The organism is Streptomyces sp. NPDC050264 (assembly GCF_040655895.1).
Classification (GTDB): domain Bacteria; phylum Actinomycetota; class Actinomycetes; order Streptomycetales; family Streptomycetaceae; genus Streptomyces.
Genome location: NZ_JBFAKV010000018.1, coordinates 53152 through 79491, shown reverse-complemented (window position 1 = coordinate 79491; position 26340 = coordinate 53152). Strand labels below are relative to the sequence as shown.

At 72.3% G+C, this 26340-nt stretch carries 23 protein-coding genes; 8 read left to right on the top strand and 15 right to left on the bottom strand.

Features of this window, described 5'->3' with window-relative positions; translation table 11 throughout:
* Positions 1–32: 32 nt before the first annotated feature.
* Together AB0J02_RS28560 and AB0J02_RS28555 are read right to left on the bottom strand one after the other, a co-directional pair.
* Entirely contained in the window at positions 33–1265 is a 1233-nt protein-coding gene (locus tag AB0J02_RS28560; RefSeq protein WP_363196656.1) for a GNAT family N-acetyltransferase, read from the bottom strand.
* A 171-nt stretch (positions 1266–1436) separates the two neighbouring features.
* Entirely contained in the window at positions 1437–2054 is a 618-nt protein-coding gene (locus AB0J02_RS28555; protein WP_363196655.1) for a sigma-70 family RNA polymerase sigma factor, read from the bottom strand.
* A gap of 156 nt (positions 2055–2210) precedes the next feature.
* Here AB0J02_RS28555 and AB0J02_RS28550 point away from each other — a divergent pair, with 156 nt between their 5' ends.
* Positions 2211–3200: a MerR family transcriptional regulator gene (locus tag AB0J02_RS28550; protein ID WP_363196654.1), complete on the top strand. Its 990-nt coding sequence runs from the start codon at positions 2211–2213 to the stop codon at positions 3198–3200.
* Here the strand turns inward: AB0J02_RS28550 and AB0J02_RS28545 are convergent.
* Both AB0J02_RS28545 and AB0J02_RS28540 read right to left on the bottom strand, forming a co-directional pair.
* Entirely contained in the window at positions 3175–4548 is a 1374-nt protein-coding gene (locus AB0J02_RS28545; protein WP_363196653.1) for a deoxyribodipyrimidine photo-lyase, read from the bottom strand. The two genes, AB0J02_RS28550 and AB0J02_RS28545, sit on opposite strands and share 26 nt — an antisense overlap.
* 565 nt (positions 4549–5113) lie before the next feature.
* Positions 5114–7069: a hypothetical protein gene (locus tag AB0J02_RS28540; protein ID WP_363196652.1), complete on the bottom strand. Its 1956-nt coding sequence runs from the start codon at positions 7067–7069 to the stop codon at positions 5114–5116.
* Positions 7070–7231: 162 nt separating this feature from the next.
* On the opposite strand from AB0J02_RS28540, the gene AB0J02_RS28535 reads away from it, so the two are divergent.
* Complete coding sequence (locus tag AB0J02_RS28535) at positions 7232–7681, top strand: ATP-binding protein (protein ID WP_363196651.1); 450 nt, start codon at positions 7232–7234, stop codon at positions 7679–7681.
* A gap of 43 nt (positions 7682–7724) precedes the next feature.
* Here AB0J02_RS28535 and AB0J02_RS28530 read toward each other — a convergent pair whose 3' ends face one another.
* Positions 7725–8594 carry a SigB/SigF/SigG family RNA polymerase sigma factor gene (locus tag AB0J02_RS28530; RefSeq protein ID WP_363196650.1) on the bottom strand — a complete coding sequence of 290 codons (870 nt, stop codon included), beginning with the start codon at positions 8592–8594 and terminating at the stop codon, positions 7725–7727.
* Between the two features lie 197 nt (positions 8595–8791).
* Here AB0J02_RS28530 and AB0J02_RS28525 point away from each other — a divergent pair, with 197 nt between their 5' ends.
* A complete protein-coding gene (locus AB0J02_RS28525; RefSeq protein ID WP_363196755.1) occupies positions 8792–10123 on the top strand; it encodes an FAD-linked oxidase C-terminal domain-containing protein in 1332 nt (443 codons plus the stop codon).
* A gap of 29 nt (positions 10124–10152) precedes the next feature.
* Here the strand turns inward: AB0J02_RS28525 and AB0J02_RS28520 are convergent, their stop codons facing one another.
* Complete coding sequence (locus tag AB0J02_RS28520; protein ID WP_363196754.1) at positions 10153–12492, bottom strand: GH92 family glycosyl hydrolase; 2340 nt, start codon at positions 12490–12492, stop codon at positions 10153–10155.
* 331 nt (positions 12493–12823) lie between these two features.
* Between AB0J02_RS28520 and AB0J02_RS28515 the strand changes: the two genes are divergently transcribed.
* Together AB0J02_RS28515 and AB0J02_RS28510 are read left to right on the top strand one after the other, a co-directional pair.
* Positions 12824–14098: a hypothetical protein gene (locus tag AB0J02_RS28515; RefSeq protein WP_363196649.1), complete on the top strand. Its 1275-nt coding sequence runs from the start codon at positions 12824–12826 to the stop codon at positions 14096–14098.
* Positions 14099–14158: 60 nt separating this feature from the next.
* A complete protein-coding gene (locus AB0J02_RS28510; RefSeq protein WP_363196648.1) occupies positions 14159–15067 on the top strand; it encodes a universal stress protein in 909 nt (302 codons plus the stop codon).
* Here the strand turns inward: AB0J02_RS28510 and AB0J02_RS28505 are convergent.
* Both AB0J02_RS28505 and AB0J02_RS28500 read right to left on the bottom strand, forming a co-directional pair.
* Positions 15054–15257, bottom strand: coding sequence for a ferredoxin (locus AB0J02_RS28505; protein WP_363196647.1), 204 nt, complete (start codon positions 15255–15257; stop codon positions 15054–15056). The two genes, AB0J02_RS28510 and AB0J02_RS28505, sit on opposite strands and share 14 nt — an antisense overlap.
* Positions 15254–16504, bottom strand: a complete 1251-nt coding sequence (locus AB0J02_RS28500; protein ID WP_363196646.1) for a cytochrome P450 — start codon at positions 16502–16504, stop codon at positions 15254–15256. Before AB0J02_RS28500 ends, AB0J02_RS28505 begins: the two co-directional genes overlap by 4 nt.
* A 600-nt stretch (positions 16505–17104) precedes the next feature.
* Between AB0J02_RS28500 and AB0J02_RS28495 the strand changes: the two genes are divergently transcribed.
* The 3 genes from AB0J02_RS28495 (at position 17105) to trpS (ending at position 20736) form a co-directional block, all read left to right on the top strand.
* Complete coding sequence (locus AB0J02_RS28495) at positions 17105–18145, top strand: NAD(P)-dependent alcohol dehydrogenase (RefSeq protein WP_363196645.1); 1041 nt, start codon at positions 17105–17107, stop codon at positions 18143–18145.
* Positions 18146–18284: 139 nt separating this feature from the next.
* A complete protein-coding gene (locus AB0J02_RS28490; protein ID WP_363196644.1) occupies positions 18285–19508 on the top strand; it encodes a cytochrome P450 in 1224 nt (407 codons plus the stop codon).
* 181 nt (positions 19509–19689) lie between these two features.
* Positions 19690–20736 (top strand): tryptophan--tRNA ligase, encoded by a 1047-nt coding sequence (gene trpS, locus AB0J02_RS28485; RefSeq protein ID WP_363196643.1) that lies wholly within the window; start codon positions 19690–19692, stop codon positions 20734–20736.
* 57 nt (positions 20737–20793) lie between these two features.
* Here the strand turns inward: trpS and AB0J02_RS28480 are convergent, their stop codons facing one another.
* From AB0J02_RS28480 to AB0J02_RS28450, 7 genes are all read right to left on the bottom strand, one after another.
* Positions 20794–22068, bottom strand: coding sequence for a cytochrome P450 (locus tag AB0J02_RS28480; protein WP_363196642.1), 1275 nt, complete (start codon positions 22066–22068; stop codon positions 20794–20796).
* Positions 22065–22679 (bottom strand): ATP/GTP-binding protein, encoded by a 615-nt coding sequence (locus AB0J02_RS28475; protein WP_363196641.1) that lies wholly within the window; start codon positions 22677–22679, stop codon positions 22065–22067. Before AB0J02_RS28475 ends, AB0J02_RS28480 begins: the two co-directional genes overlap by 4 nt.
* Positions 22660–23019, bottom strand: coding sequence for a DUF742 domain-containing protein (locus tag AB0J02_RS28470; protein WP_363196640.1), 360 nt, complete (start codon positions 23017–23019; stop codon positions 22660–22662). Before AB0J02_RS28470 ends, AB0J02_RS28475 begins: the two co-directional genes overlap by 20 nt.
* Positions 23016–23435, bottom strand: coding sequence for a roadblock/LC7 domain-containing protein (locus tag AB0J02_RS28465; RefSeq protein ID WP_363196639.1), 420 nt, complete (start codon positions 23433–23435; stop codon positions 23016–23018). Before AB0J02_RS28465 ends, AB0J02_RS28470 begins: the two co-directional genes overlap by 4 nt.
* Before the next feature lie 103 nt (positions 23436–23538).
* Positions 23539–25161 (bottom strand): ATP-binding protein, encoded by a 1623-nt coding sequence (locus AB0J02_RS28460; RefSeq protein ID WP_363196638.1) that lies wholly within the window; start codon positions 25159–25161, stop codon positions 23539–23541.
* A 391-nt stretch (positions 25162–25552) separates the two neighbouring features.
* Positions 25553–25744: a hypothetical protein gene (locus tag AB0J02_RS28455; RefSeq protein WP_363196637.1), complete on the bottom strand. Its 192-nt coding sequence runs from the start codon at positions 25742–25744 to the stop codon at positions 25553–25555.
* Between the two features lie 247 nt (positions 25745–25991).
* Positions 25992–26273 carry a zinc-ribbon domain-containing protein gene (locus AB0J02_RS28450; protein ID WP_363196636.1) on the bottom strand — a complete coding sequence of 94 codons (282 nt, stop codon included), beginning with the start codon at positions 26271–26273 and terminating at the stop codon, positions 25992–25994.
* Between the last annotated feature and the right edge of the window lie 67 nt (positions 26274–26340).

Genomic DNA, 26340 nt, shown 5'->3' with positions numbered 1-26340 from the left:
CAGCCGCTGAACCCGCCGGACCGGAATCGGGTTCAGAACCCGTCCACCGTGTGCGGCAGCAGGTCCGTGTACAGCGCGGCGTCGAGCATCGACGCCGCGTCCTGCTTGTGCTCGGCGACCACTCCCGCCCGCACCAGTGACCGCACGGACGTCGCGCCCATGTAGGCCGTCGCCAGATCACGTGCCTCCAGCGTCAGATCCGGGTCGTCCGGCGTCGGCGCGTACGAGAACCCGTCAGGCGAGGCGATGAGCCGGAACGTGCCCGCGTTCGCCGGCACCTGCTCGTCGCGGATCGCGAGCGCCACGTCCACGGGCGCCGCCCACGTACGGGCCGCCAGCGCCGCCCGCACGTCGACGAGGCGCACCCACAGCGACGGGAACGCCTCCGTCACCCGCACCTGGTCCCGGTCCGCCGCGAACAGCAGCAGTGAGTCGTCCACCGGGCGGCCCCAGGCCCGTACCGTGCCCGTCAGGTCGATCGCGGTCAGATAGCTCCACAGCGCGGCCGCCTCCTCGGGCCCGTCCGCCTCCAGGTCGTCGACCCGGACGAGCCCCGGAGTACGTGCGTCCTCGTCACCCGACTTGGTGCGGTAGACCGCGTACCCGGCGAGCGGATCGCCCAGCGCCACCACCCGCGGCGGCGACAGATCGTCGTCGTCCTCGTCCTTCTCGACCAGCCACTCCTCGCGCCACCAGGCCTCCGTACGCGCCGCGCGGCCCGCCCGGTGTGCGCGGGTCTCCTCGAAGTACGGGGCGACCAGCGCCGGAGCGGCCTTCGGGTCGACCAGCCGCAGCGGGCGGGAGTCGGGCGCGATGCGCAGCGCCAGCGGACGCCGCGAATCGATCTCCACGGTCGCGCCGTACGTGCCCGGCCCGAAGCCGAACCGGCCGTAGATGGACGCCTCCGACGCCCACAGGGCGACGAGCGGCGCGCCCTGCCCGGCGCAGCGCGCGAACAGTTCGGCCATCATCCCGGAGAGCACGCCGCGACGGCGGTGCGTCGGCGCCACCGACACGAACGACAGGCCGGGGCAGGGGAGTTCGCCGCCGCCCGGCACGGAGACCGAGAAGGGGTGCGCCGCGGCGAACCCGACCAGCTGGTCCCCGTCATAGGCGCCGATGCGCAGGAGACCGGCCAGCGTTTCGCGGTGGTGTTCGCGCCGGTCGTCCTCCGGCGATTCGTGGAAGACCAGATAGGCGAGCGCGAGGGCGCGCTCGATGTCGGATTCGGGCAGTTCACGGATCTGGACGGATCGGGCACTCATGATCACAGACCCTAGCCGGGAGCCGTCTCCCGCGCCCGTGGGGGTGTCACCGTGGGCGGCGCCGCGCGGACGCCGCCCACGGTGACAAGCCTCGGTGGCGCCGGGTTCGTCAGGACCGTACAGGCAGCGGGGTCCGGGCCGCCTGTACGGCCTCGACAGCGGGTCACCGCCTCAGGTGAGGCTGTCCGGTACTTCGGGTGCGCGGTCCCGGACGGATGCACCTCGCCCTCGACTTCTGCCGTAGTCCCGCAGCCGGGTGCGCAGCCGCCCCATCCCGCGCCGGGCATGACTCTTGACCGTGCCCAGCGGCCATCCGGTGCGGTCCGCGATCTGCGGCTGCGTCAGGTCCTCGTAGAACGCGAGCCACAGGACCGTGCGCTGCGGCACCGGCAGCCGCGCCAGCTCCTGGGTCATCAGCACCCGGTCGAGCGCGGCCTCCGTCTCCTCGGCCGCCCCCGTGTATCCGGCGGCTGCGCCTTCGAACAGGGTCTTCCGGCGGGTGCGCGAGGCCAGCGCGTCCGCGATGTGGTGCCGGGTGATCCCCGTCAACCAGGCGGCGTCGGAGCCGAGTTCGGGCCGGTAACCGGCCCGCCCCCGCCACGCGGCGAGAAACACCTGCTGTGTGACGTCCTCCGCGTCACGGCCGTCGCCGAGCGCCCGCCGGGCCAGCCTGAGCACCAAGGGCGCCCAGCACCGGTACAGCTCGGCCAGCTGCGCCGCGTCGGCGCGGCCCCCTTCCTCGGGCGACTCGTACGCACCGCGCGTACCGGGGTGGACCGCTGTGCTCATCGGTGACTCGTCAACTCCTCGGCGCGTACCCGGATTTGACGTTTCCCGAACGGAAACCGGACGGTTGGGCAGCGTTCCCGTCCACGGAGCGGTCATCCTGTGAACCCGCGCGGTCGACCGGCAACTCGCACCGTTTGTGCGTCGTATCGTGAGCCGATGGACAAGGAGCAGGACACCTTGCGGGACAGGCACGACATGGCGGCGGAGCCCGGGGTCAGCACCGGCGCCCTCGCCCGGCGCCTCGGAGTGTCACCGACGACCCTGCGCACCTGGGACCGCCGCTACGGGCTCGGCCCGGTCGAGCGCGCCGAGGGCCACCACCGGCGCTGGTCGGCGCAGGACGTCGCGGCCGTCGAGGAGATGTGCCGCCTCACCGCGACGGGCCTGCCGCCCGCCGAGGCCGCGCACCTGGCCCGCAAACGCCAGGACCCCGCCCGCCCTGTCGCTGTCCCGCAGCCGCGCCGCGCGCGGGAGCGGCCTTCGGAGGCCGACGTCGAACGGCAGCGCCGCGGCCTGGCGCGGGCCGCCACCCGCCTCGACGCCCCCGCCGTGCGGGACCTGCTGACCGAGGCGGTGGAGCGGCACGGCCTGGTCGGCGCCTGGCAGGACGTGATGGTGCCGGTGCTGCACGCCATCGGCCGCAAATGGGAGGAGGCGGGGGACCGCTACGTAGAGGTCGAGCACCTCCTGTCCTGCCATGTCTCGCGCACCCTGCACCGCGGCGCCACCGCGCCCGTCGCCGCGGGCGTACCGCCGCTCGTCCTGGCCTGCGTACCGGCCGAGGAGCACTCACTGCCCCTGGAGGCGCTCAGCGCGGCGCTCGACGAACTCGGGCTGCCCCAGCGGATGTTCGGGGCAGCCGTGCCCGTCGAGGCGGTCTCGGCCGCCGTGCGCCGGACGGGGCCGCGGGTCATCGTGCTGTGGGCGCAGGCCCGGTCGACCGCGAGCCTGCCCCTCGCCCGGCACCTCGCCGAGGCCCGGTGGGGTGTGCGCGGCGCCCGCGGTGGCCCCGCCGTGATGCTCGGCGGACCCGGCTGGGCAGGGCACACGGTGCGCGGCGCACTGCGCCCGGCGACGCTGCCGGAGGCGCTGACCCGCATCGAGCGGCTCTATCCCGAACTCACCGCACGCCGCGTGCCCGCTTGAACCGGGCCAGCCCGTCGGGCAGTTCGAGCAGCGGCTCCGGATAGTCGTACGCGGCGCGGTCCCGGGCCGCCAGCTTCCACGGCTCGTGCACCGCGGGTCCCTCCAGTCCCGCCAGCTCGGGCACCCAGCGCCGTACATACGCTCCGGCCGGGTCGTACCGCTTGGCCTGCGTCACCGGATTCAGCACCCGGTTGGGCCGGCTGTCCGTGCCGGTGCCCGCCATCCACTGCCAGTTCATCTGGTTGTTGGCGATGTCCCCGTCCACGAGGAGGCTCAGAAAATGCCGGGCGCCGACCCTCCAGTCGACGTACAGAGTCTTGGCGAGGAAGCTCGCCGTCAGGAGGCGGCCCCGGTTGTGCATCCACCCCTCGTGGCGCAGCTGCCGCATCGCCGCGTCGACCACCGGATATCCCGTACGCCCCTGTCTCCACGCCTCGATCTCCCGGCCCGCCGATCTCTCCGAGCGCCACCGGTCGCGTTTGCCGCGGTAGTCCTCGTGCGCGGCGGCCGGGCGGGCGGCCAGCACCTGGCGGTGGAAGTCCCGCCAGGCCAGTTGCCGTACGAACGCCTCGGCGCCGGGACCGCCCGCCGTCCGTGATCGCTGGACCGCCTCGACCGGGCTGAGCGTGCCGAAATGCAGATCGGGGGAGAGCCGGGAGGTCGCGTCGCCCGCCATGTCGTCGTGCCGGTCCTCGTACGCGGTGATCCCCGAGCGCAGCCACGCGGCGAGGCGCGCCCGGGCGGCCCGCTCGCCGCCTGCGGTGAGACCCGGTGACACACCGGGGACGGCGTCGCGCTCGGGCAGCGGCTCGGAGCGGACCCCCTCGGGAACGGTGACGGCGCGCGGCGCCCGGCCCACCGCCCGCACATGCTGCCGGGCCCACTGCCGGTGGTACGGCGTGAACACGGCGAAGTGGTCCTTGCCGGCCGGGGTGACCTCGCCGGGCGGCACGCAGGTCACCACCGCGTCGTGGGCGACCACTTCGCAGCCGATGCCGTGCAGCGCCGTCCGGAGCCGGTCCTCGCGCCGGTGGGCGTAGGCGCTCACGTCGCCCGCGAGGTGCACCGCGCACGCGTCCGTCTCGGTCACCACCTTCGCGACCTCCTCCGCCACATCCCCGGAGCGCACCACGAGCCGGCCGCCGCGCTGCCGCAGCTGCGCGTCGAGATCGCGCAGGCAGTCGGCGAGGAACGCCTCCCGGTTCGGCACCAGGAAACCGGCCGCGGCGATCCCCGTGTCCCGGACGAACAGCGGCACCACCGCGTCGGAGGCGTTCAGAGCGGCCCGCAGCGGCGGATGATCATGGACTCGCAGGTCGGCGGTGAACAGGACGACACGGACGCGCACAGAACTACTCCCGGCTGATTCGAGAAGATGCGAAAAACTGCGAGGGAAGGCAGGTGATCACGACGAGGGAAGGGGGACAGCTGATCGCACTCAGCCGCCTCCTTCTCCCCTTCCGGCCCCGGGACGTGCACGGATGCATGTATTCCGGGCCACCGCGGGGCATCCCGTGCATGGTCTCCCCGGAAGCGGGCAAGCGCAGCACAGGGACAACGGACGGTCACCGGGCGTGGACCGTCCGTGCGGGTCGACGGGTGTGGGAGGTGCCGGCGATATGCAGGCGAAGGTGTTGCGACGGTTTTCGGCGGGGGCGCCCCGCGGGTCCTGGCCGGCGGAGGAGTACGCCGCGCGGCTACGTGCTCAGGGACGGTCCGCGAAGGTAGTGATGGACCTGGATTCGGACGCGTTCCTGGTGGTCGGCGGGGAAGGAGACGTCCCCGGCTGACCCGGGCGCCGGCCCGCGCCAGGGCAGCGCGGCGAGCCGACGCACCCCACACTGGGCCCCCGTCCGCGCGGACGGGGGCCCAGCGCCGTCGGGACCGGCACCCGGCACCCGGGAGCGGTGCCGTCAGGAATCGACCTCCGGCAGCCGCTCCCCGTTGTCCAGTCGCGCCGTCACCCGCACCGCGCCCCGCTCGGGCGCCCGCACGGCGAGCGTCCGGCCGGGGCGCACGGAGTCCACCGCGCCGCTCACGGAGATCCGGGTGACCGCGCGGCTGCCCGCCGCCACCAGATACCAGTGCCCCTTCGGGGACTTCCACCGCGCGGAGGCCACCACGTGCTGCCCGAACCGGCTGCAGGCGGCCGTGTTCTCCGCCCGCCCCACGATCCGGGCGGGTGCGGTGACGGACGAGGCGGGCGCGCGCAGCAGCAGGGCCACGTCGCCGGGCCCGCGCCAGGTCGAGGCACGCGCACACGACCACACCGCGTGACCCCCGCCCTCCGGCAGCTGCTGTTCGGCGTAGTCCCACGCGTTCACGGCGCGCACCGCGCCGCCGTGCCACGGCTCGAGCCCGCAAGCGGTACGCGCCCAGGCCAGCAGGGCCTGGCTGCTGGTCGCCTCGCGCGGCTGGCGGGGCGGAGGAGTGCCGTGACCCGGCAGCGGGGTGTACGTGAGATGCACCGGAGAGAGCCCGCCGAGATCCGCGACCAGGAACGCGTGGTGCTCCACGATCCGCGACGAGGAGCGCAGCTGCAGCACCGGACGCCGGGCACAGCCTCCCGCCGGAGCGACCGGCACCGCGTCGGTCACGCCGTCCCCGGAGACGTGCAGCGGCCGGGCCGGGGTGTCGGGCCGCAGCAGATCACGCCGCGTCGCCTCCGTGATCCACGGCGCGGTGAGATAGCGGGCGACGCGGGGACCGCGGGACAGCACCACCGCGGCCGCGGTCGTCACATCGGCGTCGTCGACGCGGGCCAGGTCGAGCGTGGCGCGCCCGCCGCCGACGGGATCGGTGTACCGGGCCAGCCGGTCGCCGTCGTTCAGCAGCACCACACCGCGTCCGTCGACATCCCCGGCGAACAGCAGCTGGGGGGTGCGCGGCGGCGCGTCCACCGGGGTGCCCGGGGTCGTCGTCACCGTGACCGCGTCCGAGGGCGCCGCCCAGGAGTCCAGCGCCCGCGCCAGCAGCGCCCCGTCGCCGGCCCGGCCGCCCCGAGCGGGCCACACCGTGAAATCGACCCGGGAGGTGTCGGCCCACTCGTCCGGCGCAGCGTGCGAAAGGCGGGCGGCGTCGAGGCCTGCCGCGGCCGCCGCGCCCGGCCGGACGACCGGGCGCCCGGCGGAGTCACCGCCCGGAACGGTGAGCACGGCCGCCGTGATCACGGCGAGCGCGCCCACGGCCCAGGCGAGCCGCCTGCGACGGGTGCGGCGGACCAGATCCGTGGGCCGTGTCTGCACCGAGCAGGCGTCGAACTCCTGGGAGCGCAGCAGCGCCTCGGCGGCGGGGCCGGCCCCGGCGTCCAGCCCCGCGGCCTCCCGGACGACGTCCTCGGGGGCCGCGACCCCGGCCGCGCCCAGCAGACCGGCGGTACGCGCGGCGGAGAAGCCGTCGACCCGGCGGAGCACGAACGCGGCCCTGGCCGGTGCCGATGCCCCGGCCAGCGCCTGCCCGAGGGCGATCTCCTCGGCACCGCCGGCCCGCGGGAACAGCCGCAGCCCCCACACCACGGGCAACCGCGGCAGCAGCGTCCGGGGCGGCGGCAGCACCGCGGGCCAGCCGGACGGGCGGTGCGCGGCGGCCAGAGCGGCCCGCAGCACCCGCACCCGCAGGGCGTCCTCCGCGCCGCCGGGTCCGTCTCCGGCCGCCCGCGGGCCGGGCACGCGGGCCGGCCGCGCCCCGGGCAGTGCCCGCTGCGCCGCGGCGTGCGCCATGAGAACCCGGCGGTGCCGGGACAGTGCGGCGGGAAGCGTCAGATAGGCCAGCCGCACGAGAGCGGTGTACTGCTCGACGAGGGCGGCCTCGGCCCGATCGGTGGCTATCCGGGTGCGCGGGGCCGTTCGGCCGCGGCGAAGGGTCGGCATGGTCTGGTCTCCCGCGTCGAAGGGCGTCGTGTGCTTCGCTCTTCAAACGACCGGACCGTGTGACAGTCACATCACGATCCCGCAGGACTGCACCGCGCAACTCGGGGTATCAGCATGCCTGCGGGGGTCTGACCGACACAGGCCCGGTCGAAAGAGACACGGATGATCGAGTATTTGGACGGGGCAGTGATCCCAATCGGCTTCGACACGCCTGTCGAGCCCCTGCGGCGGGTGACCCACTATTCGGGAGAAGCGGGCTGCATAGCGCAGGCCCGGGCCTTCGCGGAGACGTTTCTGGCCCAGCTGACGCGGGAGTGGTGCGTCGACGTGGACCGCCGGGCCGCGGGCGATGTGCTGCTCGTCGTCAGCGAGCTGGTCACCAACGCGGACCGGCACAGCGCGGGACCGTACGTGCTGGAGCTGGAGGGGACGGCGCGGCAGATCATCGTCACCGTCTACGACAGCAGCGGCGCCGTCCCGCTGCGCTACCCGCGGGACCCGGCCCGGATCGGCGGGCACGGCCTGGAGATCGTGGACGTACTCGCCGAGGTCACCGTCGAACGGGTGCCGGTCGGCAAACGTGTCAAAGCCGTCCTCACGCTGCCTGTGTGAGGACGGCCCCGGTCCGCTCGACGATCCGGATCACCCGGATGACCTATGCGAGGTCCGTGCCCGCCAGCATCCCGGACTTCAGCCGGGCGATGAGCTGCTTGATGAGCCGCGAGACGTGCATCTGGGAGTAGCCGAGCCGCTCGCCGATCTCCCCCTGCGTCAGCTCCTCGACGAACCGCAGATGCAGCAGCCGGCGGTCGCGCTCGGGCAGCCGCGCCACGAGCGGGGCGAGCGCGTGGAAGTCCTCCACCAGCTCCATCGCCTCGTCCTCCACCCCGATGAAGTCGGCGAGCACCGACTCGCCGTCCTGGCCGCTGTCGGTGGTCAGGGCCGCGTCGAGGGATGCGGACGTATAGCCGTTCGAGGCCAGCTGGGCCTCGATCACCTCGGACTCCGGCAGGTCCATCAGCGTGGCCAGCTCGGCGGTGGTCGGGTTCCGGTCCAGGCGGGTGCAGAGTTCCTCGCGCGCCTTGGCCAGTTCGAGCCGCAGCTCCTGCAGCCGACGCGGCACGTGCACGGCCCAGGTGGTGTCGCGGAAGAACCGCTTGATCTCGCCGGTGACGTACGGCAGCACGAACGAGGTGAACTCGACCTCGCGCGAGATCTCGAACCGGTCGATCGCCTTGATCAGACCGATCATGCCGACCTGGACGATGTCCTCCATGTCGTCGCCGCGGTGGCGGAACCGTCCGGCCGCGAAGCGGACCAGCGACATGTTCATCTCGATCAGGGTGTTACGGGTGTACTGGTACTCCTCGGTGCCCTCCTCGAGTTCGGCGAGCCGCCGGAAGAAGTGCCGGGAGAGCTCCCGCGCGTCCAGCGGTGCCACTCGACTGGGGTCGGGGATGTGCGGAAGATCGATCTCCCCATCTGTGGTCCGGGTCCTGTCCGCAGTGACGTCCGTCCCGCTCATGGTGGAGCCCACCGTCCCTCCCGCGCCGTGCGACGGCGCAGAGCCTTGTTCCATCATGGTGTCCGGCAGTTACCCGCGAACTGCCGGACCATGCGAAGTTGTTCTGGAGGTACGACATCAACACGGCAGAAACAGCAGGTACGGTGCGCGAACTGGTGGACGCGCTCCCGGGCAGCACCCTCGTCACCGACGCGGACGTGCTCGCGACGCTCGGCCGCGACGACGCCGAGTGGGCGCCCGTCGGCCGGCCGCTCGCGGCGGTCCGGGCCGGCTCCGCCGAGGAGGTGCAGGCCGTGGTGCGGGCCTGCGCGGAACGCCGGATACCGGTCGTCACGCGCGGCGCGGGCACCGGCCTCTCCGGCGGCGCCAACGCGGTCGACGGCTGCGTCGTCCTCGACGTCTCCAGAATGAACCGCATCCTGGAGATCGACACCGAGAACCTGCTCGCCGTGGTCCAGCCCGGCGTCGTCAACAACGACCTGAAGGCCGCCGTCGCCGAGCACGGCCTCTGGTACCCGCCGGACCCGGCCAGCGCCCCCTGGTCCACGATCGGCGGCAACGTGTCGACGAACGCGGGCGGTCTGTGCTGCCTCAAGTACGGCGTCACCCGCGACTACGTCCTCGGCCTCGAAGTCGTCATGGGCGGCCCGGCGGGCGAGTACGGCAGCCGGGTCCGGCTCGGCCGTCGCACCACGAAGGGCGTCAGCGGCTACGACCTGACGAGCCTGTTCGTCGGCTCCGAGGGCACCTTCGGCGTCATCACGGAGATCACGTTGCGGCTGCGCCCGGCGCCCGTCGCCGAACCGCGCACGGTCGTCGGCGCGTTCGACAGCCTGGTCGCCGCCGGTGCTGCGGTGGCCCTCGTCACGCGCCGCGGCCTGGAGCCCGCCGCCCTCGAACTCCTCGACTGCGCCTGCATGGAGGCCGTCGAGGACTGGAAGCACCTGGGCATCGAGCCGGGCGCCGAGGCCATGCTGCTCGCCAGGATCGACGCGGCGGGCGACGCGGGCGCCGTCGAGGCCGACGCGGTGGCCGCCGCCTTCCAGGAGGCCGGGGCACTCTGGGCCGAGCAGTCCACCGACGCCGTCGAGGCCGAGGCTCTCTTCGACGTACGACGCCTCGCCTATCCCGCGCTCGAACGGCTCGGCCCCGTCCTCACCGAGGACCTCTGCGTGCCCCGCTCGGCCGTGCCGGAGATGCTCGCCACCATCGAGAAGATCGGCCGCCGGCACGGGGTGCGCATCGCGACCATCGCGCACGCCGGGGACGGCAACCTGCACCCGCTGCTGATCACCGAGCCCGGCGACGAGGCGGCCCGCCTTGCCGCGCAGGCCGCCTTCGAGGAGCTGCTCCAGGCCGCGATCGCCGCGGGCGGCACCGTGACCGGCGAGCACGGCGTCGGCCTGCTCAAGCGCGGCGGCATGCGCAGCGAACTGGGACCTGCCGTCTGCGGGATGCAGCGCGCGGTCAAGCGGACGCTCGACCCGCTGGACCTGTTCAACCCGGGGAAGGTCGTCGGCGAGGACTGACCTTCCCCGGTGCCTGAGGCCGGGTCGGGTCAGCGCGGCAGGCCCGCCGGATCGGTGGCCCAGCTCGTGTCCGGCTGTTCGACGAGCCGGTACGCGAGCGTGCCGCCACGGCGCAGGAGGCCCGCGTCCGTCCACGAACGCGGATGGTCACGGCCGTCGAGCCGCACCCCGGCGACGTACGCGTGCGTGGCATCGGCAGCGGGCGCGTCGACCACGATGTCGGCGCGGCCCGGCCGGTCCACCACGGCGTGCGGGAACAGCGGCGCGCCGAGCAGCAGATCGGCGGTGCCCGGAGCCTTCGGGTACAGGCCGAGCGCGGAGAACACGTACCAGGCCGACATGGTGCCGAGGTCGTCGTTGCCGGGCAGGCCCGCGGGCCCGGTCCCGTACACGGAGTCGACGATCTCGCGCACGGTGGCCTGCGTCTTCCACGGCTGCCCGAGCGCGTTGTAGAGCCATGGCGCGTGGATGCCGGGCTCGTTCGTCGGGTCGTAGCGCAGCGCGTCGCCGCCCTTCACCGACCAGGAGCCGTCCGCCTTGTGGAAGAACCCGTCGAGCCGGGTCGCCGCCGTCTGCCGGCCGCCCATCGCGTCGGCGAGGCCCTGCGCGTCCTGCGGCACCATCCAGGTGTACGTGGCGCTCGTGCCCTGCGCGAAGCCCAGGTCGCTGCCCGGGTTGAACGGGGTCACCCACGAGCCGTCCAGATTGCGTGCCTGGACGTAGCCGGTGGCGGGATTGAAGACATTGCGCCACCACGTGCCGCGCTCGGTGAAGTAGGCGGCCTGTTCGTCGCGGCCGAGCAGCTTCGCCCAGGAGCCCAGTGCGGCGTCGGCGACCGAGTCCTCCAGCGTCTCGGCGGCGCCGCCCCAGCAGTGGCAGGCATCCTGGGCCGCGTAGTGGGAGCTCAAGTACTGGGCCAGGTTGGGGCGTTGGCCGACGCACTGTCCGGGGCAGCCCGCGTCGGAGAGGCCGTCGTCGCGAGGCTCGGTGGCCTGCCGGGCCAGGGAGTCGAAGGCGCCCTCGTAGTCGAAGTCGCGCACCCCCATCGCGTAGAACGTCGCGAGGGTCGCCGCCGTCGGGTCGCCGGTCATCACATGTGTCGCGCCGTTGACGTGCACCCAGCGGTCCCAGACGCCGTCGTTCTGTTCCGAGAAGTTGTAGAGCGACTGGGCGAAGTCCCCGGCGACCTTCGGCTTCAGCAGGGCGAGCAGCTGGATCTGGGCCCGGTACTGGTCCCAGCCCGAGAAGTTGCTGTACTGCGCGGACTGCCCGCGTGCCAGGCGGTGGGGCTTGCCGTCCATGCCGGGGTAGCGGCCGTCGGTGTCGCTGATGATGTTCGGCTGCATGAGGGAGTGGTAGAGCGCCGTGTAGAAGGCGGTGCGCCGGGCCTCGCTGCCGCCGCCTATGCGCACGGAGCTCAGTTCCCTGTCCCAGTCCCGGCTCGCCTGGGCCGCGACGTCGTCGACGCTCGCCCGGGGCGCGATCTCCTCGCGCAGATTCGTCTCGGCGCCCGCGAGGGACACGTACGAGATCCCGAGTCGCATGTGGACATCGTTGTCAGAGGCCGTGTCGAAACCGACGTATCCGCCGGAGCCACGTCCCGCGCGATCGGCGCCGGTCGCGTACCCCTCACCGCCGCCGGCGCTGGTGGAGCCGGGAGAGAGGGTGGCGTCCTTCCAGGTCCCGTACGAGGAGAAGGCACGGTCGAAGGAGGCGCTGAAGTACAGCTTGTAGTAGCTCTTGCGGTTGTTGACGCCGCCGTTGGCCCGCCGCCCGCAGAACGCGCCGGTCAGCACCCAGCCCGTGACCTTGCGGTGCGCGCGGTCGATGTCGATGTGCGCGTCCTCGCTGCCGTTGAGCGAGTTGGAGACGCGGAACAGGAGCGAGGCCTGCTGGTCGGCGGGGAACGCGAAGTCGGCGACGCCCGCGCGGCGGCTCACCGACAGATCGGCCGACGCGCCGGAGTCGAGGCCCAGGGTGTAGCGGCCGGGCACCGCGCGCTCGTTCGCGTGCGAGAAGTCCGACGCGTACACCGCGTCCTTGGTGTCGGCCGACGGCGAGGAGGTGACGCCCCCGACGAACGGCATGATCGGCACGTCTCCCGCGGCGCCCGGATTGCAGCCCGCGCCGTTGACGTGCGTCAGGCTCAGACCGCGTATGCGCTGGGCGTTGTACTCGTAGCCGTTCGCGGCGCCGGTGCTCGTCTGGTCGCCGGTGGTGCTGGTCGGGGACCACGCGATCATGCCGTAGGGGCGCGTGGCACCCGGGTAGGTGTTGCCGCCGTTCGTCGAGCCGATCAGCGGGTCGACGGACGCGGTGGGCCGGGCCGCGGGCGCCGCGGCGGAGGCGAGCGGTCCGGGCAGCGTCATGGCGAGGGCGGTCGCCAGGCCGAGTGCTCCGGTGCGGCGCAGCAGCGCCGCCGGTCTGGACAGGACGTCGAACACGTCGCGGAACCTTTCGGAGTCGGAAGAGATGCCGTCAAGGCGCCGCCGAGCGTAGATCGTTGAGCCGCCCCGGGGAACGCCGCTGCGCACATCCGTGGTGAACGCGGGATGAAGCCCCAGACCCGTGACGAGCCTTTTCCGCGGCACGCCGCAGCAAATGTACGATTTGTCGGTTTATCGGTCTTACGGTGCTGGGGTCGCTGTCCGAGTGGGGGGACACACAACGCGCCCTCATGCGGCGCGGATTGGGATGTCCATGAGTGGAATCAGCCGCAGAGGCGCCGCACGCCTGGGGCTCGGGATCGGCCTGGGTGCCGCGGTCACGACCCTGGCGGGCTGCGGCAGCGGCGACGACGAGGGCCGGCCCCCGGCGGGCCCGGACCAGCAAGCGGGGCCGCCGAAGAAGGCCGCGCCCCGGCTCATCGGCGACGGTTCGACCGCGTACACCGGCAAACAGCCCCACCAGCCCGGGGAACCCGAACCGCTCGAAGTCGGCCAGCGGCCACCGCAGTTCGTGATCTTCTCGTGGGACGGCGCGGGCGAGGTCGGCAACGGCCTGTTCCCCCGTTTCCTGGAACTGGCCCGGCAGCACGACGCCCACATGACCTTCTTCCTCTCGGGCCTCTACCTCCTGCCCGAGTCGAAGAAGCGCCTGTACCGCCCGCCGAACAACCCCGTCGGCGCCTCCGACATCGGCTACCTGACGGACGGACACGTCAAGGAGACCCTGAAGTACGTCCATCAGGCCTGGCTGGAGGGCCACGAGATCGGCACGCACTTCAACGGGCACTTCTGCGGCGGCGCCGGCTCCGTCGGCAACTGGAGCGCGGCGCACTGGCGCAGCGAGATCGAGCAGGCCCAGGCGTTCGTCAAGACGTGGCGCAGCAACACCGGTTGGCACGAACACCCCTCGCTGCCCTTCGACTACGACCAGGAACTCATCGGCGGCCGTACGCCCTGCCTGCTCGGGCAGGAGAACCTGCTGCCGGTCGCCCGGGAACTCGGCTGGCGCTACGACGCGTCGTCGCCCGGCGGCGTGCAGCGCTGGCCCGACAAGAAGCAGGGCGTATGGGACCTGCCCCTGCAGGGCATCCCGTTCCCCGGCCACCGCTTCGAGGTCCTGTCGATGGACTACAACATCCTCGCCAACCAGTCGCAGAACTCGACGCGCGCCCCGTCCTCCAACTACCCGGGCTGGCGCACCCAGGCCACGCAGTCCTATCTCTCCGGTTTCCGGCGCGCCTACGAGACGAACCGGGCGCCGTTCTTCATCGGCAACCACTTCGAGGAGTGGAACGGCGGCATCTACATGGATGCTGTCGAGGAGACGCTCAAGCGGGTCGCGGACAAGAAGGACGTACGGCTCGTCTCCTTCCGTCAGTTCGTCGACTGGCTCGACGCGCAGGACCCCGCCGTCCTCGCCAAGCTGCGCGGTCTGGGCGTGGGGGAGCGGCCGCCGGGAGGCTGGTCCGCGTTCCTTCGCCCTGAGAAGAGGCCTGCCCAGGCCACCCGCGAACACTCCGCGAGGTGAGGCAGGATCGCCGGTAGCCGACAGCAGACGCAGGCGGCGGACGGACCACGAGGAGGCCCCATGACCCGGCCGATCACCGCCGGAGTGGACGGATCACCCGAGAGCGCGGCCGCGGCCGCCTGGGCGGCACGCGAGGCGGTGCGGCGCGAACTCCCGCTGCGCCTCGTGCACGTGGGAACACCCGTGCCCGAAGCACTCGCGCTCGCCGCCGACGAGGACGCGCGGGCGCGATGGGCCCGGGACCTCCTGGCGGAGACCGGACAGCAGATCGCCGAGCGGCACCCGGGACTCGCGACCACCACCGACGTCCTCGACGAGGACGGCGCCGCCGAGGCACTCCTCGCCGCGGCCCGCGACGCGGAACTCCTCGCCCTCGGCTCGCGCGGCCACGGCCCGCTCGTCGGATTCCTGCTCGGCTCGGTCGGCCAGCAGGTCATCGCCCGCGCCGAGCGGCCCGTGGTGCTGGTCCGCTCGGACGACCGGCCGGCCGGAGAGGCGGCCGGGCGCGAGGTGGTCGTCGGCCAGGAGGGCGACCCGCTGGACAGCGCCGCCGCCCTCGAGTTCGCCTTCCGCACGGCCGCGGCCCGCGGCGCGGCCGTCCGGGCGGTGCGCGCCTGGAGCCTGCCGCCGGTGTTCGCGTACAGCCCCGCCTCGCTCGGACTCCTCGACGAGTCCGGCGGCATGGAACCGTACGAGAAGAAGGCGCTCGGCGAGGCCCTCGCACCGTGGCGCGAGCGGTTCCCCGACGTGCCCGTCACCGAGCACGTCGAGATCGGCAGCGCGGGGCAGGTGCTGCTCTCGGTGGCCCCGCGCGCTCAGCTCCTGGTCGTCGGGCGGCGCGCCCGCCGCACCGCCGTGGGCGCCCGGATCGGCTCGGTCGCCCACGCGGTGCTGCACCACGCGCCGTGCCCGGTGACCGTGGTGCCGGTGGTGCCGCACACCGGAGGGACGGGCCTCACGGTCCGGTGAGCGACACCGCCCCCACTGGGCAGGCCCGCACCGCCTCCTTCACCATCGGGTGCTCCTCGGCATGCTCGGCGCCGGGGAGCACTTCGCTGAAGCCGTCGTCGTCCTGCGTGAACACGTCCGGTGCCGTCAGCGCGCACATGCCCGCGCCCACGCAGCGTTCCTTGTCGACCTCGATCCGCACGGCGCTCACCACGCCACGGGCAGTTCGAGCATGCCCTGGATCGTGTCGCCCGGCTTGAACGGGATGTCCTCGGCCGGGGCCGCGAGCCGGAGCCCGGGCAGCCGCTCGAAGAGGGTGCGCAGCGCGATGTCCAGTTCGGCGCGGGCGAGGTTCTGGCCCAGGCACTGGTGGATGCCGAAGCCGAACGCGAGGTGGTGCCGCGCCGAGCGGTCCCAGTCGAGCGTCTCCGGCGCCGCGAACGCGGCCTCGTCCCGGTTGATGAGCGACGTCGAGAACACCACGCCCTCACCGGCCCGGATCGTCTCACCGGCCACCTCGATGTCCTCGAGCGCCACCCGCAGCAATCCGTCCGCGATCGACAGATACCGAAGCAGCTCCTCCACGACCACGGCCGTCGTCGTGGACCCGGAGCGCAGCGCGGCGAGCTGCTCGGGGTGGCGCAGCAGCGTGAACGTGCCGAGCGAGATCATGTTCGCCGTCGTCTCGTGCCCGGCGACGAGCAGGATCACCGCGAACGCGATCAGCTGGTCGCGGTCGGGCGGCCCGTCGCCGGACTCCCGGTGGATCAGCTCGTCCAGCAGTCCTTCGCCCGGCTCGCGCCGCTTGCTGTCGATCAACTCGCCCAGATACGCCTCGAGTTCGATCCGGGCCTGCTCCACGTCGGCCACCTCGGGCCCGCGCAGCAGTCGCCGGGAGCGCTCCTCGAAGAACTCGTGGTCGGCGTAGGGCACGCCGAGCAGTGCGCAGATCACCATCGAGGGCACCGGCAGCGCGAACGCCCCGACGAGCTCGGCCGGCGGCCCCTGCAGCTCCATCGCGTCGAGCAGCCGGTCCACGGTCCGCTGGATCTGCGGGCGCAGCGCGGCGATCCGCTTCAGCGAGAAGCTCGGGATCAGCATGCGTCGCTGGGTGTTGTGTTCGGGGTCGTCGACGCCGAGCAGCGCCACGCGCCGGGACCGCAACGCCGCGAGCCGCGCCGTCGTCGCCGGGAAGCCGGACCGGTCCCGGTTGCTGGACAGCCGGGGGTCGGCGAGAAGGTCACGGGCCAGAGCGTGTCCGGTGACGGCCCGGACCGTGCGGCCGTCGTAGAGGGTGACCCGGCCCAGCGGGGCCGCCTCGCGCAGCGGCGCGTAGGCGGTGGGCGGGTGGTAGGGGCAGCCTCGGTCCTGGGGGAAGGGGACCGGGGCCTCGAAGGCGGGGGCGGCCGGGGTGGGGTGGAGGTCCTGGCGGGCCGGTTCCGTCGTGGATTCCGTCATGGATGGGATCCCCTCGCAGTGCTGGTACGTGCGGGCGGAGCCGGTCGTTCCGGGCTCCACGACCATTGGATGCCTCAGGCATCTACCGGGTCCACCGCAAGACCGGCCAGATCCTGCGGACGGGGTATCTGGCCGGGGCCTTTCGCTCATGTTCGATCACGGCCGCGTTCCCTCAGCTCGGAGGGCTGGCGAGGCGGATCCCCGGCCGTGCGCGGCCCGTGCGGACGGCCGGAACCGTTCGACAGGGCGGCCGGAATCAAGCCGTCCATGCGGGGCACTCTTGCGTCCCCCGTGCCATGCCGTCATCCGAGTGGCGGTGATTCCCAGCTTTTGACACCTTATGAGGGGTCGCGAAAATGCGGCCTGTACGGCTGTTGCGGTGATGTGTCCCACCTCACCGCGCCGGAACGGGAGTGGCGTGCGGAGCACGGTTGGTTCGCTGTTAAACTTTGAACCAAGACCCCGACCGTTCTCCCCCGTACGGTCGGGGTCCTTTTTTGTCTCGTGACACATGTCCCATTGAGACATGTGTCCCATCGGGACGCGAGCGGGTTACGGTGGAGTCGCGGGGGTCCGCGAGAGCGACGAAGGAGTCGAGCCATGAAGGCACTTCAGTACCGGACCGTCGGGGCAGCACCCGAGGTCGTCACCGTTCCCGATCCGGAGCCGGGCCCGGGGCAGGTCCTTCTGAAGGTCACGGCCGCCGGCGTCTGCCACTCCGACATCGCGGTGATGAGCTGGCCCGCGGAGAACTTCCCGTACGAGCTGCCGCTGACCCTCGGCCACGAAGGCGTCGGCACCGTCGCCGGCCTGGGCGCGGGCGTGAGCGGCCTCGAGGAGGGTGACTCCGTCGCCGTCTACGGCCCCTGGGGCTGCGGCACCTGTGCCAACTGCGCGCACGGCAAGGAGAACTACTGCCTGCGCGCCGACGAGCTCGGCATCCGCCCGCCCGGTCTCGGCGCCCCCGGCTCCATGGCCGAATACATGATCGTCGACGACGCGCGGCACCTCGTGCCGATCAACGGCCTCGACCCGGTGGCCACCGTCCCGCTCACCGACGCGGGCCTCACCCCGTACCACGCCATCAAGCGCTCGCTGCCCAAGCTCGTGCCCGGTTCGACCGCCGTCGTCATCGGCACCGGCGGTCTCGGCCACGTCGCCATCCAGCTGCTCCGCGCCATGACCGCGGCCCGCGTCATCGCCCTCGACGTCTCCGAGGACAAGCTCGCCCTCGCCCGCACCGTCGGCGCGCACGAGGCGATCCTGTCGAACGCCGAGGCCGCCGGGAAGGTCAAGGAGCTGACCGGCGGACGCGGCGCCGAGGCCGTCTTCGACTTCGTCGGCGTGCAGCCCACCGTCGAGACCGCGGGCGCCGTCGCCGCCATCGAGGGCGACGTCACCATCGTCGGCATCGGCGGCGGCACGCTGCCGGTCGGCTTCGGCGTGACCAACTTCGAGGTCAGCGTCACCGCGCCGTACTGGGGCAGCCGCGGCGAGCTCATCGAGGTCCTCGATCTCGCGCGGGTCGGCGCCGTCTCCGTGCACACCGAGACGTACTCGCTCGACGACGCGCCCCTCGCCTACGAGCGGCTGCACGACGGCAAGATCAACGGGCGCGCGGTGATCCTGCCCAACGGCTGACACAAGCCGCGGGGGACAGACGGTTTTCGGCCACGCTTTTCGTGCAGCGCTCAACTGTCGGCGTGGAGGGGGCTGTTCCGGGTGACGGGTGATCAATAGCCTTGAAGGCGGATCGTCCGTCACCCACTCAGGGAGCTCCATGTCCACCGCGCAGGTCCCCGACATCCTCTCTCCGGAGTTCGCCGAGAACCCCTACCCCGCGTACCGCGCGATGCGTGAGTCCGCGCCCCTCTTCTGGCACGAGGCGACGCAGAGCTGGATCGTCTCGCGGTACACCGATGTCGAACGCGTCTTCAAGGACAAGAAAACGCAGTTCACCACCGACAACTACGACTGGCAGCTGGAGCCCGTCCACGGCAAGACGATCCTCCAGCTGAGCGGCAGGGAGCACGCGGTGCGCCGCGCCCTCGTCGCCCCGGCCTTCCGCGGCAGCGACCTGCAGGAGAAGTTCCTGCCGGTCATCGAGAGCAACTCCCGCGCGCTGATAGACACTTTCCGCGCCAACGGCTCCGCCGACATAGTCCACGACTACGCCACGCGCTTCCCGGTCAACGTCATCGCCGACATGCTCGGCCTCGACAAGGCCGACCACGCCCGCTTCCACGGCTGGTACACCGCCGTCATCGCCTTCCTGGGCAACCTGGCGGGCGACCAGGAGGTCGCGGCGGCGGGGGAGCGCACCCGGGTCGAGTTCGCCGAGTACATGATCCCGATCATCCAGGCACGCCGCGAGAACCTCGGCGAGGACCTGCTCTCCACGCTCTGCGCCGCCGAGGTCGACGGCGTACGGATGAGCGACGACGACATCAAGGCGTTCTGCAGCCTGCTGCTCGCCGCCGGTGGCGAGACCACGGACAAGGCCATCGCCAGCATCTTCGCCAACCTGCTGGTCAACCCCGAGCAGTTGGCCGCCGTACGCGAGGATCGTTCTCTCATCCCGCGGGCCTTCGCCGAGACACTGCGGTACACGCCGCCCGTCCACATGATCATGCGTCAGGCCGCGGTCGACGTGGAGGTGACCGGCGGGACGATCCCCGCCGGGGCCACCGTCACCTGCCTCATCGGCGCCGCCAACCGCGACGAGGACCGCTACAAGGATCCCGACCGCTTCGACCTCTTCCGCACCGACCTGACCTCCACGACGGCGTTCTCCGCCGCCGCCGACCACCTCGCCTTCGCCCTCGGCCGGCACTTCTGCGTCGGCGCGCTGCTGGCCAAGGCGGAAGTGGAGATCGGTGTGAACCAGCTGCTCGACGCCATGCCGGACGTCCGCCTCGCCGACGGCTTCGACCCCGCCGAGGAAGGCGTGTTCACCCGCGGACCGCAGTCGCTGCCCGTGGTGTTCACCCCGACGCGGGGCTGAGCGGTGCGACGGGCCGGTGCTAGGCTCGTAGCATGCTTCGTTTCTCGTGTCTGAGCTGGTGGCGCCTCACTTAGAGGCGGCCGCAGCCATGCACGAACAAGGGCCGTCCCCGGACGGCCCTTTCTTCTTCCCCCGGAAGTCCTGCCGTCCTGAGGGCGCGCACGACCACCGGGAGAGAACAATGACCATCACCGAGAACGTGAGCGGCGCCGAGCTGGAGAAGCTGATCCACGAGGAACCGGGCCGCTTCCGGGTCCTCACCGGCGACCGCCCCACCGGACGGCTCCATCTCGGCCACTACTTCGGCACCCTGCACAACCGCGTCAGACTCCAGGACCTCGGCGTCGAGACGTTCGTCCTCGTGGCCGACTACCAGGTCCTCACCGACCGCGACGTCGCCGAGAAACTCACCGAGCACGTCGAGGAACTGATCCTCGACCACCTCGCCATCGGCATCGACCCGGAGCGGTCCACGATCTTCGCGCACAGCGCCGTGCCCGCGCTCAACCAGCTGCTGCTGCCGTTCCTCAGCCTCGTCTCCGTCGCCGAACTCAACCGCAACCCCACGGTGAAGGACGAGATCGCGCACTCCCGGCAGGCGGCCGTCAGCGGCCTGATGTTCACCTACCCCGTGCACCAGGCCGCCGACATCTTGTTCTGCAGGGCGAACCTCGTGCCGGTCGGCCAGGACCAACTGCCCCACCTGGAGGTCACCCGCACCGTCGCCCGCCGCTTCAACGAGCGCTACGGCGCCGGGAATCCGGTCTTCCCGCTGCCCGAGGCGCTGCTGTCCACCGCGCCGCTGCTGCTCGGCACCGACGGCACGAAGATGAGCAAGAGCCGCGGCAACGCCATCGCCCTGTCCGCCGGCGCCGACGAGACGGCCCGGCTCGTCCGCGGCGCCAAGACCGATGCCGAGCGCCACATCACCTACGACCCGGCCACCCGCCCCGAGGTCTCCTCGCTCGTCCTGCTCGCCGCGCTCTGCGAGGGCGGCGACCCGCGGCAGGTGGCCGAGGAGATCGGTGACGGCGGCGCCGCCGCGCTCAAGCGGCGCGTCACCGAGGCGGTCAACGAATACCTCGCGCCCATCCGCGCCCGCCGCCAGGCCTACGCGCAGGACCGCCGACTGGTGAGGGACGTTCTGCGGGCGGGCAACGAGCGGGCCGACGCGATCGCCGAGGCGACCTTGAAGGACGTGCGCGCCGCCATGAACTCCGACTACTGAAGGACGCGGCTGTGCACCCGCGCGGCGGGTGCACAGCGATTCACCTCGCGACGCGATTCACTGCACGACCGGCGTGAAACCGACCGGCAGCGACGTGAGCCCCCGCATCCAGATCGACGGCCGCCACGTGAGCTGCGCCGGCTCCACCGACAGGACGATGTCCGGCAGCCGGTCCAGGAGCGTCTCCACGGCCGTGCGCGCGATCACGTCGGCCAGCAGGGGAGCCGGGTAGGGGCAGCGGTGCTCGCCGTTGCTGAACGACAGGTGCGCCGCGTTCTCCGCACCCACATGGGACTCCGGCCAGATCTGCGGATCCGTGTTCGCGGCCGCGAGCCCCAGGACCAGGCAGTCGCCCGCCCGGATCTGCCGGCCGCCCAGCTGCGTGTCGCGCACCGCCCAGCGGCCGATGAAGTTCTGCGTCGGCGTGTCGAGCCACAGCACCTCGTTCAGCGCCTCGCCGACACTGAGCCGCCCGCCCGACACGTTCAGGGCGAACCGCTCGTCCGTCAGCAGCAGACGCAGGGTGTTGCAGATCCAGTTCGCCGTCGGCTGCTGGGCCGCGGCGATCACCGAGATCAGGTCCTGCACGATCTCCTCGTCGGTCAGACCCGCCGGGTCCTGGATCATCCGGGAGGTGACGTCGGCGCCGGGCCGTTCCCGCTTCTCCTTGACCAGCTTCTGGATCCGCTCGCCGACCCGCACGTACGCGGCCACCGGGTCGTCGCCCTCGGCCGCGTCCAGCGAGATCTTGAGGTCGTCGACCAGGTCCTGGGTGTCCGTGCCCGAGTGGGGCATCCCGCACATCTGCACCGCCGCGATCATCGCCAGCGGGTGCGCGAACGCGTCCATCAGCTCGGCCTGACCGCTGCCCGCGAACCCGGAGATCAGCCGGTCGGCGATGAGCCCGCAGTCCCGGGCCAGCTCGAACTGGTCGACCTGCTCCAGAGCGTGCGTGATCACCCCCGCACGCCGCTGGTGCTCCGCGCCCTCCGTGAACAGCACCGAGGGCTGATAGCCGACGAACGGGAGCAGCGGCCAGTCCTCGGGGATGTGCTCCCACTGGTTCCAGCGGCGCGAGTCCCGCGCGAACAGCTCGTCGTGCGACGTCACATAGCTGACCTCGGAGTAGCCGAGGACCAGCCACGCGGGGATGTCCCCGTCGAGCAGCACCGGCGCGACCGGGCCGTGGTCACGGCGCAGCGAGCGGTACAGCTGCGAGGGCGTCTGCTGGTACTGCAGGCCGCTGAGCGGAACCGCACCCGCGTGCGCGGGGCAGCCGGCCGGGGCGCCGCTGGGCGATTGAGTCGGGGGGAGCGGGCTCTGCTCGGTCACGGGGTCGTCTCCTGGGCCATGGCCATTGAGTAGAGGTGGTCCACGAGGGTGATCAGCACGTCCTTGCCCGACGACCGGACGCGGGCGTCGCAGTCGACCATCGGCACGTGCTCCGGCAGCGCCAGGGCCTGCCGGATCTCGTCGAGGGAGTGGCGCACGGGCTCGTCGTCGAACCGGTTGACGGCCACCACGAACGGCGTGCCGTGGTGCTCCAGACGGTCGATGGCGTACCAGGAGTCGTCCATCCGCCGCGTGTCGACGAGGACGACCGCCCCCAGCGTCCCGGAGAACAGCCGGTCCCACAGGAACCAGAACCGCTCCTGGCCCGGCGCGCCGAACAAGTACAGCACCATGCGGTCGTTGAGGCTGATGCGGCCGAAGTCGAAGGCGACCGTGGTCGTGGTCTTCGCCGCCACGCCGGTCGAATCGTCGACGCCCACGCCGGCCTGCGTCATCACCTCTTCGGTGTTCAGCGGCCGGATCTCGCTGACGGACCGCACCAGCGTGGTCTTGCCGACCCCGAACCCGCCGACGACGACGATCTTCAGGCCGGTGTCCGCGAGGGCGCCCAGTGGCGTGCGTGCGGGCAGCTCAGAGGTTGCGGAGCCCATGGAGCACCTCCTTGAGAAGGTCAGAATCGGGGAGTTCCGCGACGGCCGCGGCCGTGCGCGGATGACGTGCGGTGATCTTGCCGCCGGCCAGCAGGTCACCGAGCAGGATCCGCACGACGGTGATCGGCAGCTTCAGCTCGGCGGAGATCTCCACGAGAGCCGCCGGCTGCCGGCACAGTTCGAGGATCCGTACGTGCTCGGACTGCATCCCCGCGACCGGCTCGCACTCGCTGACCACCAGAGTCACCAGGTCGAACGAGGTGTCGTCGGTGCGGCTGCGGCCGCCGGTGACGGTGTAGAGCCGGTCCGGGTCGCCGGTGTCCACCGGCCGGCGCGTCACGAGGCGCCGCCCCCGGCGGGCGACTGCCGCGGTGCGGCTCGCAGGTGCTCCCCGATCTGCTCCACCAGCTCCGTCATCTGGTGGCCGACCACACCCGGATCGGCGTCCTCGTCCGCGACGACCGCGAGGTGTGCGCCCTCGCCCGCGTCCACGATGAAGAGCAGCCCGCCGTGGAAGTCGGTCATGGAATGCCGTACGCCGCCGGACCCGTCGCCGAACTCCACCGACGCGCCCTGCGCGAGGGCCTGGATGCCGGAGCAGATCGCCGCGAGCTGGTCGGCCTGGTCGAGCGTCAGATGCTCGCTCCAGCACAACTTCAGCCCGTCCCGGGACAGGACGAGGGCGTGCCGCGTGCCGGGGGTGCGCTCCAGCAGGCTCTCCAGGAGCCAGGTCAGGCTGGTGTCAGTGGTCTGCATGGTGGGGTCGGGCGGGGGTTGGTCCGGCGTTGCCGGTCACCGCCCGTGCCTCCAATCTCACGGTGTTGAGCGGGGGTCGGGGATCCTCGGGAAATGCCACGGCCTACTCGGGCCGGTCGCCGTCCTTGGCCTTGCGGCCGCGGTGGAAGGCACCGAAGCGGGCGCCCGCGTCCCGGCCGGGCTGCGCGGGCCGGGGAGCGGCGGCCGGTCGTTCGCGGAGCTGTTCGGCGGCGGCCATCGTGCGGCCCGGCGGGCGTACCGGCAGCCCGTTCGGCGTGGCCGCGGACGACGGTGCGGGCTGGGGCAGCCCGGGCTCCGTGGGCTCGGTGGGTTCGGCGCGCTCGTGCGTCTCCACCGGGTCCGGAGCCGGCGCCGGAGTCGGGTCCGGGCGCGGTGCGGGCACCGGCAGGGGCTGCACGATGTCCCGCTGCTGGGCGAGGAGCTGGGGCGGCAGCAGGACCACGACGCCGGTGCCGCCGCGCGAGGACGGGCGGAAGTTCACGTCGACGCGGTACTTCGCGGCGAGCCGGCCGACGACGGCGAGCCCGAGCCGGGTGCCCTGCAGCGAGGCCAGGTCGGTGACCTGCCCCGACACCGCCTGCTCCGCGCGGCGCATGGCCGCGGAGGCCATCTTCAGGCCGCTGTCCTCGATGGTGACGACGAGCCCGGCGGAGCGCTCCTCCACGTAGACGTGCACCTCGTCGATGGGCGGGGAGAAGTTCGCCGCGTTGTCCATCAGCTCGGCCAGCAGGTGCATCACGCCCTCGGCCGCGAACCCGGCGATCGCCGCGTCCGTGGCGCAGTGCAGCCGCACCCGCTGGTAGGCGGCGATGCGGCCGACGGCGCCGCGCAGCACGCTCTCCATCACGATCGGCTTGTTCCAGGCGCGGCTGGAACGGCCGCCCATCAGGAGCGCGAGGCGGTCGGTCATCAGGCCGAGCTGGGACGTCGAGTGGTCCAGGCGCAGGAGGTCGCCGAAGACCTCCTCGCCGTGCCGCTCCTGCATGCCGCGCAGATCGGCCAGCATGCTCACGGACTTCGCCTGTACCCGGCTGAGCGCCTTGGCCGAGGCTGCCTGGGCGGCGGCCGCCCGTCGCTCGCTCAGCGCGAGTTCGCGCAGGAATCCTTCGGCCGGAACCCTCAACAAGGGGTTCTCCGGCCAGTCCAGTTCGGCGAGGACGGTCTCGGCCGACGAGCCGTCCCGCAGCCGGGCCACCGCGGCGGGGAACGTCTCGGCCCTGAGACGCTCCAACTCCCGGCCGCCGCGCTCCAGTTCACCGCGGGCCGCGTCGCGCTCCGCCGCGGCGTGCGCGGCCTCCCGTACCGAGGCCTCGACGGTCGCCGTGAACTCTTCCAGGATGCGGCGCAGCAGGGGGTCGGACGGTGCCGTCGACGGACCCGCGCTCGCCGTCTCGCGCAGCTGGCGCACGACGCCGGGCAGCGTCACGTTCACCAGCTGCGCCGCCTCGGCCGACTGCTGCGTCAACCGGCCCTGGGCCTGGGCCAGTTCCTGCCGGGCACGGAGGGTGTTGCGCCGGGCACGGCCGACCATGACGGTGCCCGTCACGACGGCGACGGCCAGGCACGCCCACGCGGTCACGGCCGTCCACACAGCCCAGGTGCGGGTGCCTGACGGGGCGAGGGCCGCCGCGGCGCCGGCGGCGGCGGCCGCCACCACGAGCACGGCGAGCGCGGCGCCGAGCGAGGAGCGCCCGCTTCTGGCCATCGCGTGCGGGCTGGGGGGTGCAGGCACTGACATTCCGCGGGTCCCTCGGTCCTTGAGTGCGGGAAGCGACGAGCCGACCGGTCGTGTCGGCCGCGGATCCGGGCAGCGGGCGTCGAAGGGGACGCCGATCTTCCGGACCGCTACGAGCGTCATGCTAGTCATGCCGAGCGGCCGGAAGGCCGGATAAGGCGGTCAGTACGCCCCACCGGCAACTTCGTCGTGAACTCGCCGTCACCTGGCCGGATCGTGCTAGAGCAGGAACGATCCGCCGCAGCCAGGGAAATACGGAGCTCCAGGGCGCCGCACAAGGGGCCCGAAGGTCCGATCGACGCGCCGGATCGCCGTCCTCAGCCGCCTTGGCTCGCGCACGAACGAATGTTTTCAGCCATCGTCAGTCGGCTTCCGCGACGTGCCAGTGGCCGACTTCCTCGTACCGGGAGTCGTAGATCGCCGAACCGTCACCGGGTGTCAGCGCGAAGTGATGGAGATTCCCGCCCCAGTACCGCAGGATCCGGCCCAGTTCCTGGGCCGCGTCGCCGTCGAATGCCGTGTCGCCCATGTCGACCTCAAGAAGGAACTTCATGCCTTCCACTGTTTCATTGAAGTCCTGCTTGAGACTTTTGCCGGATCGGCCGCCGCCGTGGAGAACTCCCGAAAGAAAGTCGGTATGAGCCGTGCATGCTCCGGCGAATCCCGGGCACCAGCAGAGAGAGCAGCTCAAGCAGCCCACCCCCCCCGGGCGCTCGAGCCTGTGGCCCCGCCGCCTCCTCTCCCCCCCCTTGTGAGGCGTCGGGGCCTTCTCATGTCCCGCGGTGTACACCCTGCCGGCCTCAGCCCTGGTGATGGTGCGGCTGCTGTGCCGCGCCCCCCTGCGGCGCGGCGGGCTGTGCGAGCATCGCCTCGGCGTGCTCCTTCGGCACCTGGTGCTCGACGCCGCAGAACGTGCACTGCGTACGGAACTTCGTCGAGATCGGGAACAGCGGGATGAAGAACAGCGTGAACTTCGTGACGTACTTGCGCAGCGTGTGAGCCGTGGGGTTCCCGCAGTTGCCGCAGACGAACGTGAGTATCGCCAGTTGGAAGGCGTAGCCCCGTGTGCCGAAGATGATCATTCCTGGTCCCTCCCGGTCCATGGCCACCGCCGTGCGTCCGGGGCCAGGGCGTCATCGTAGGCAGCGC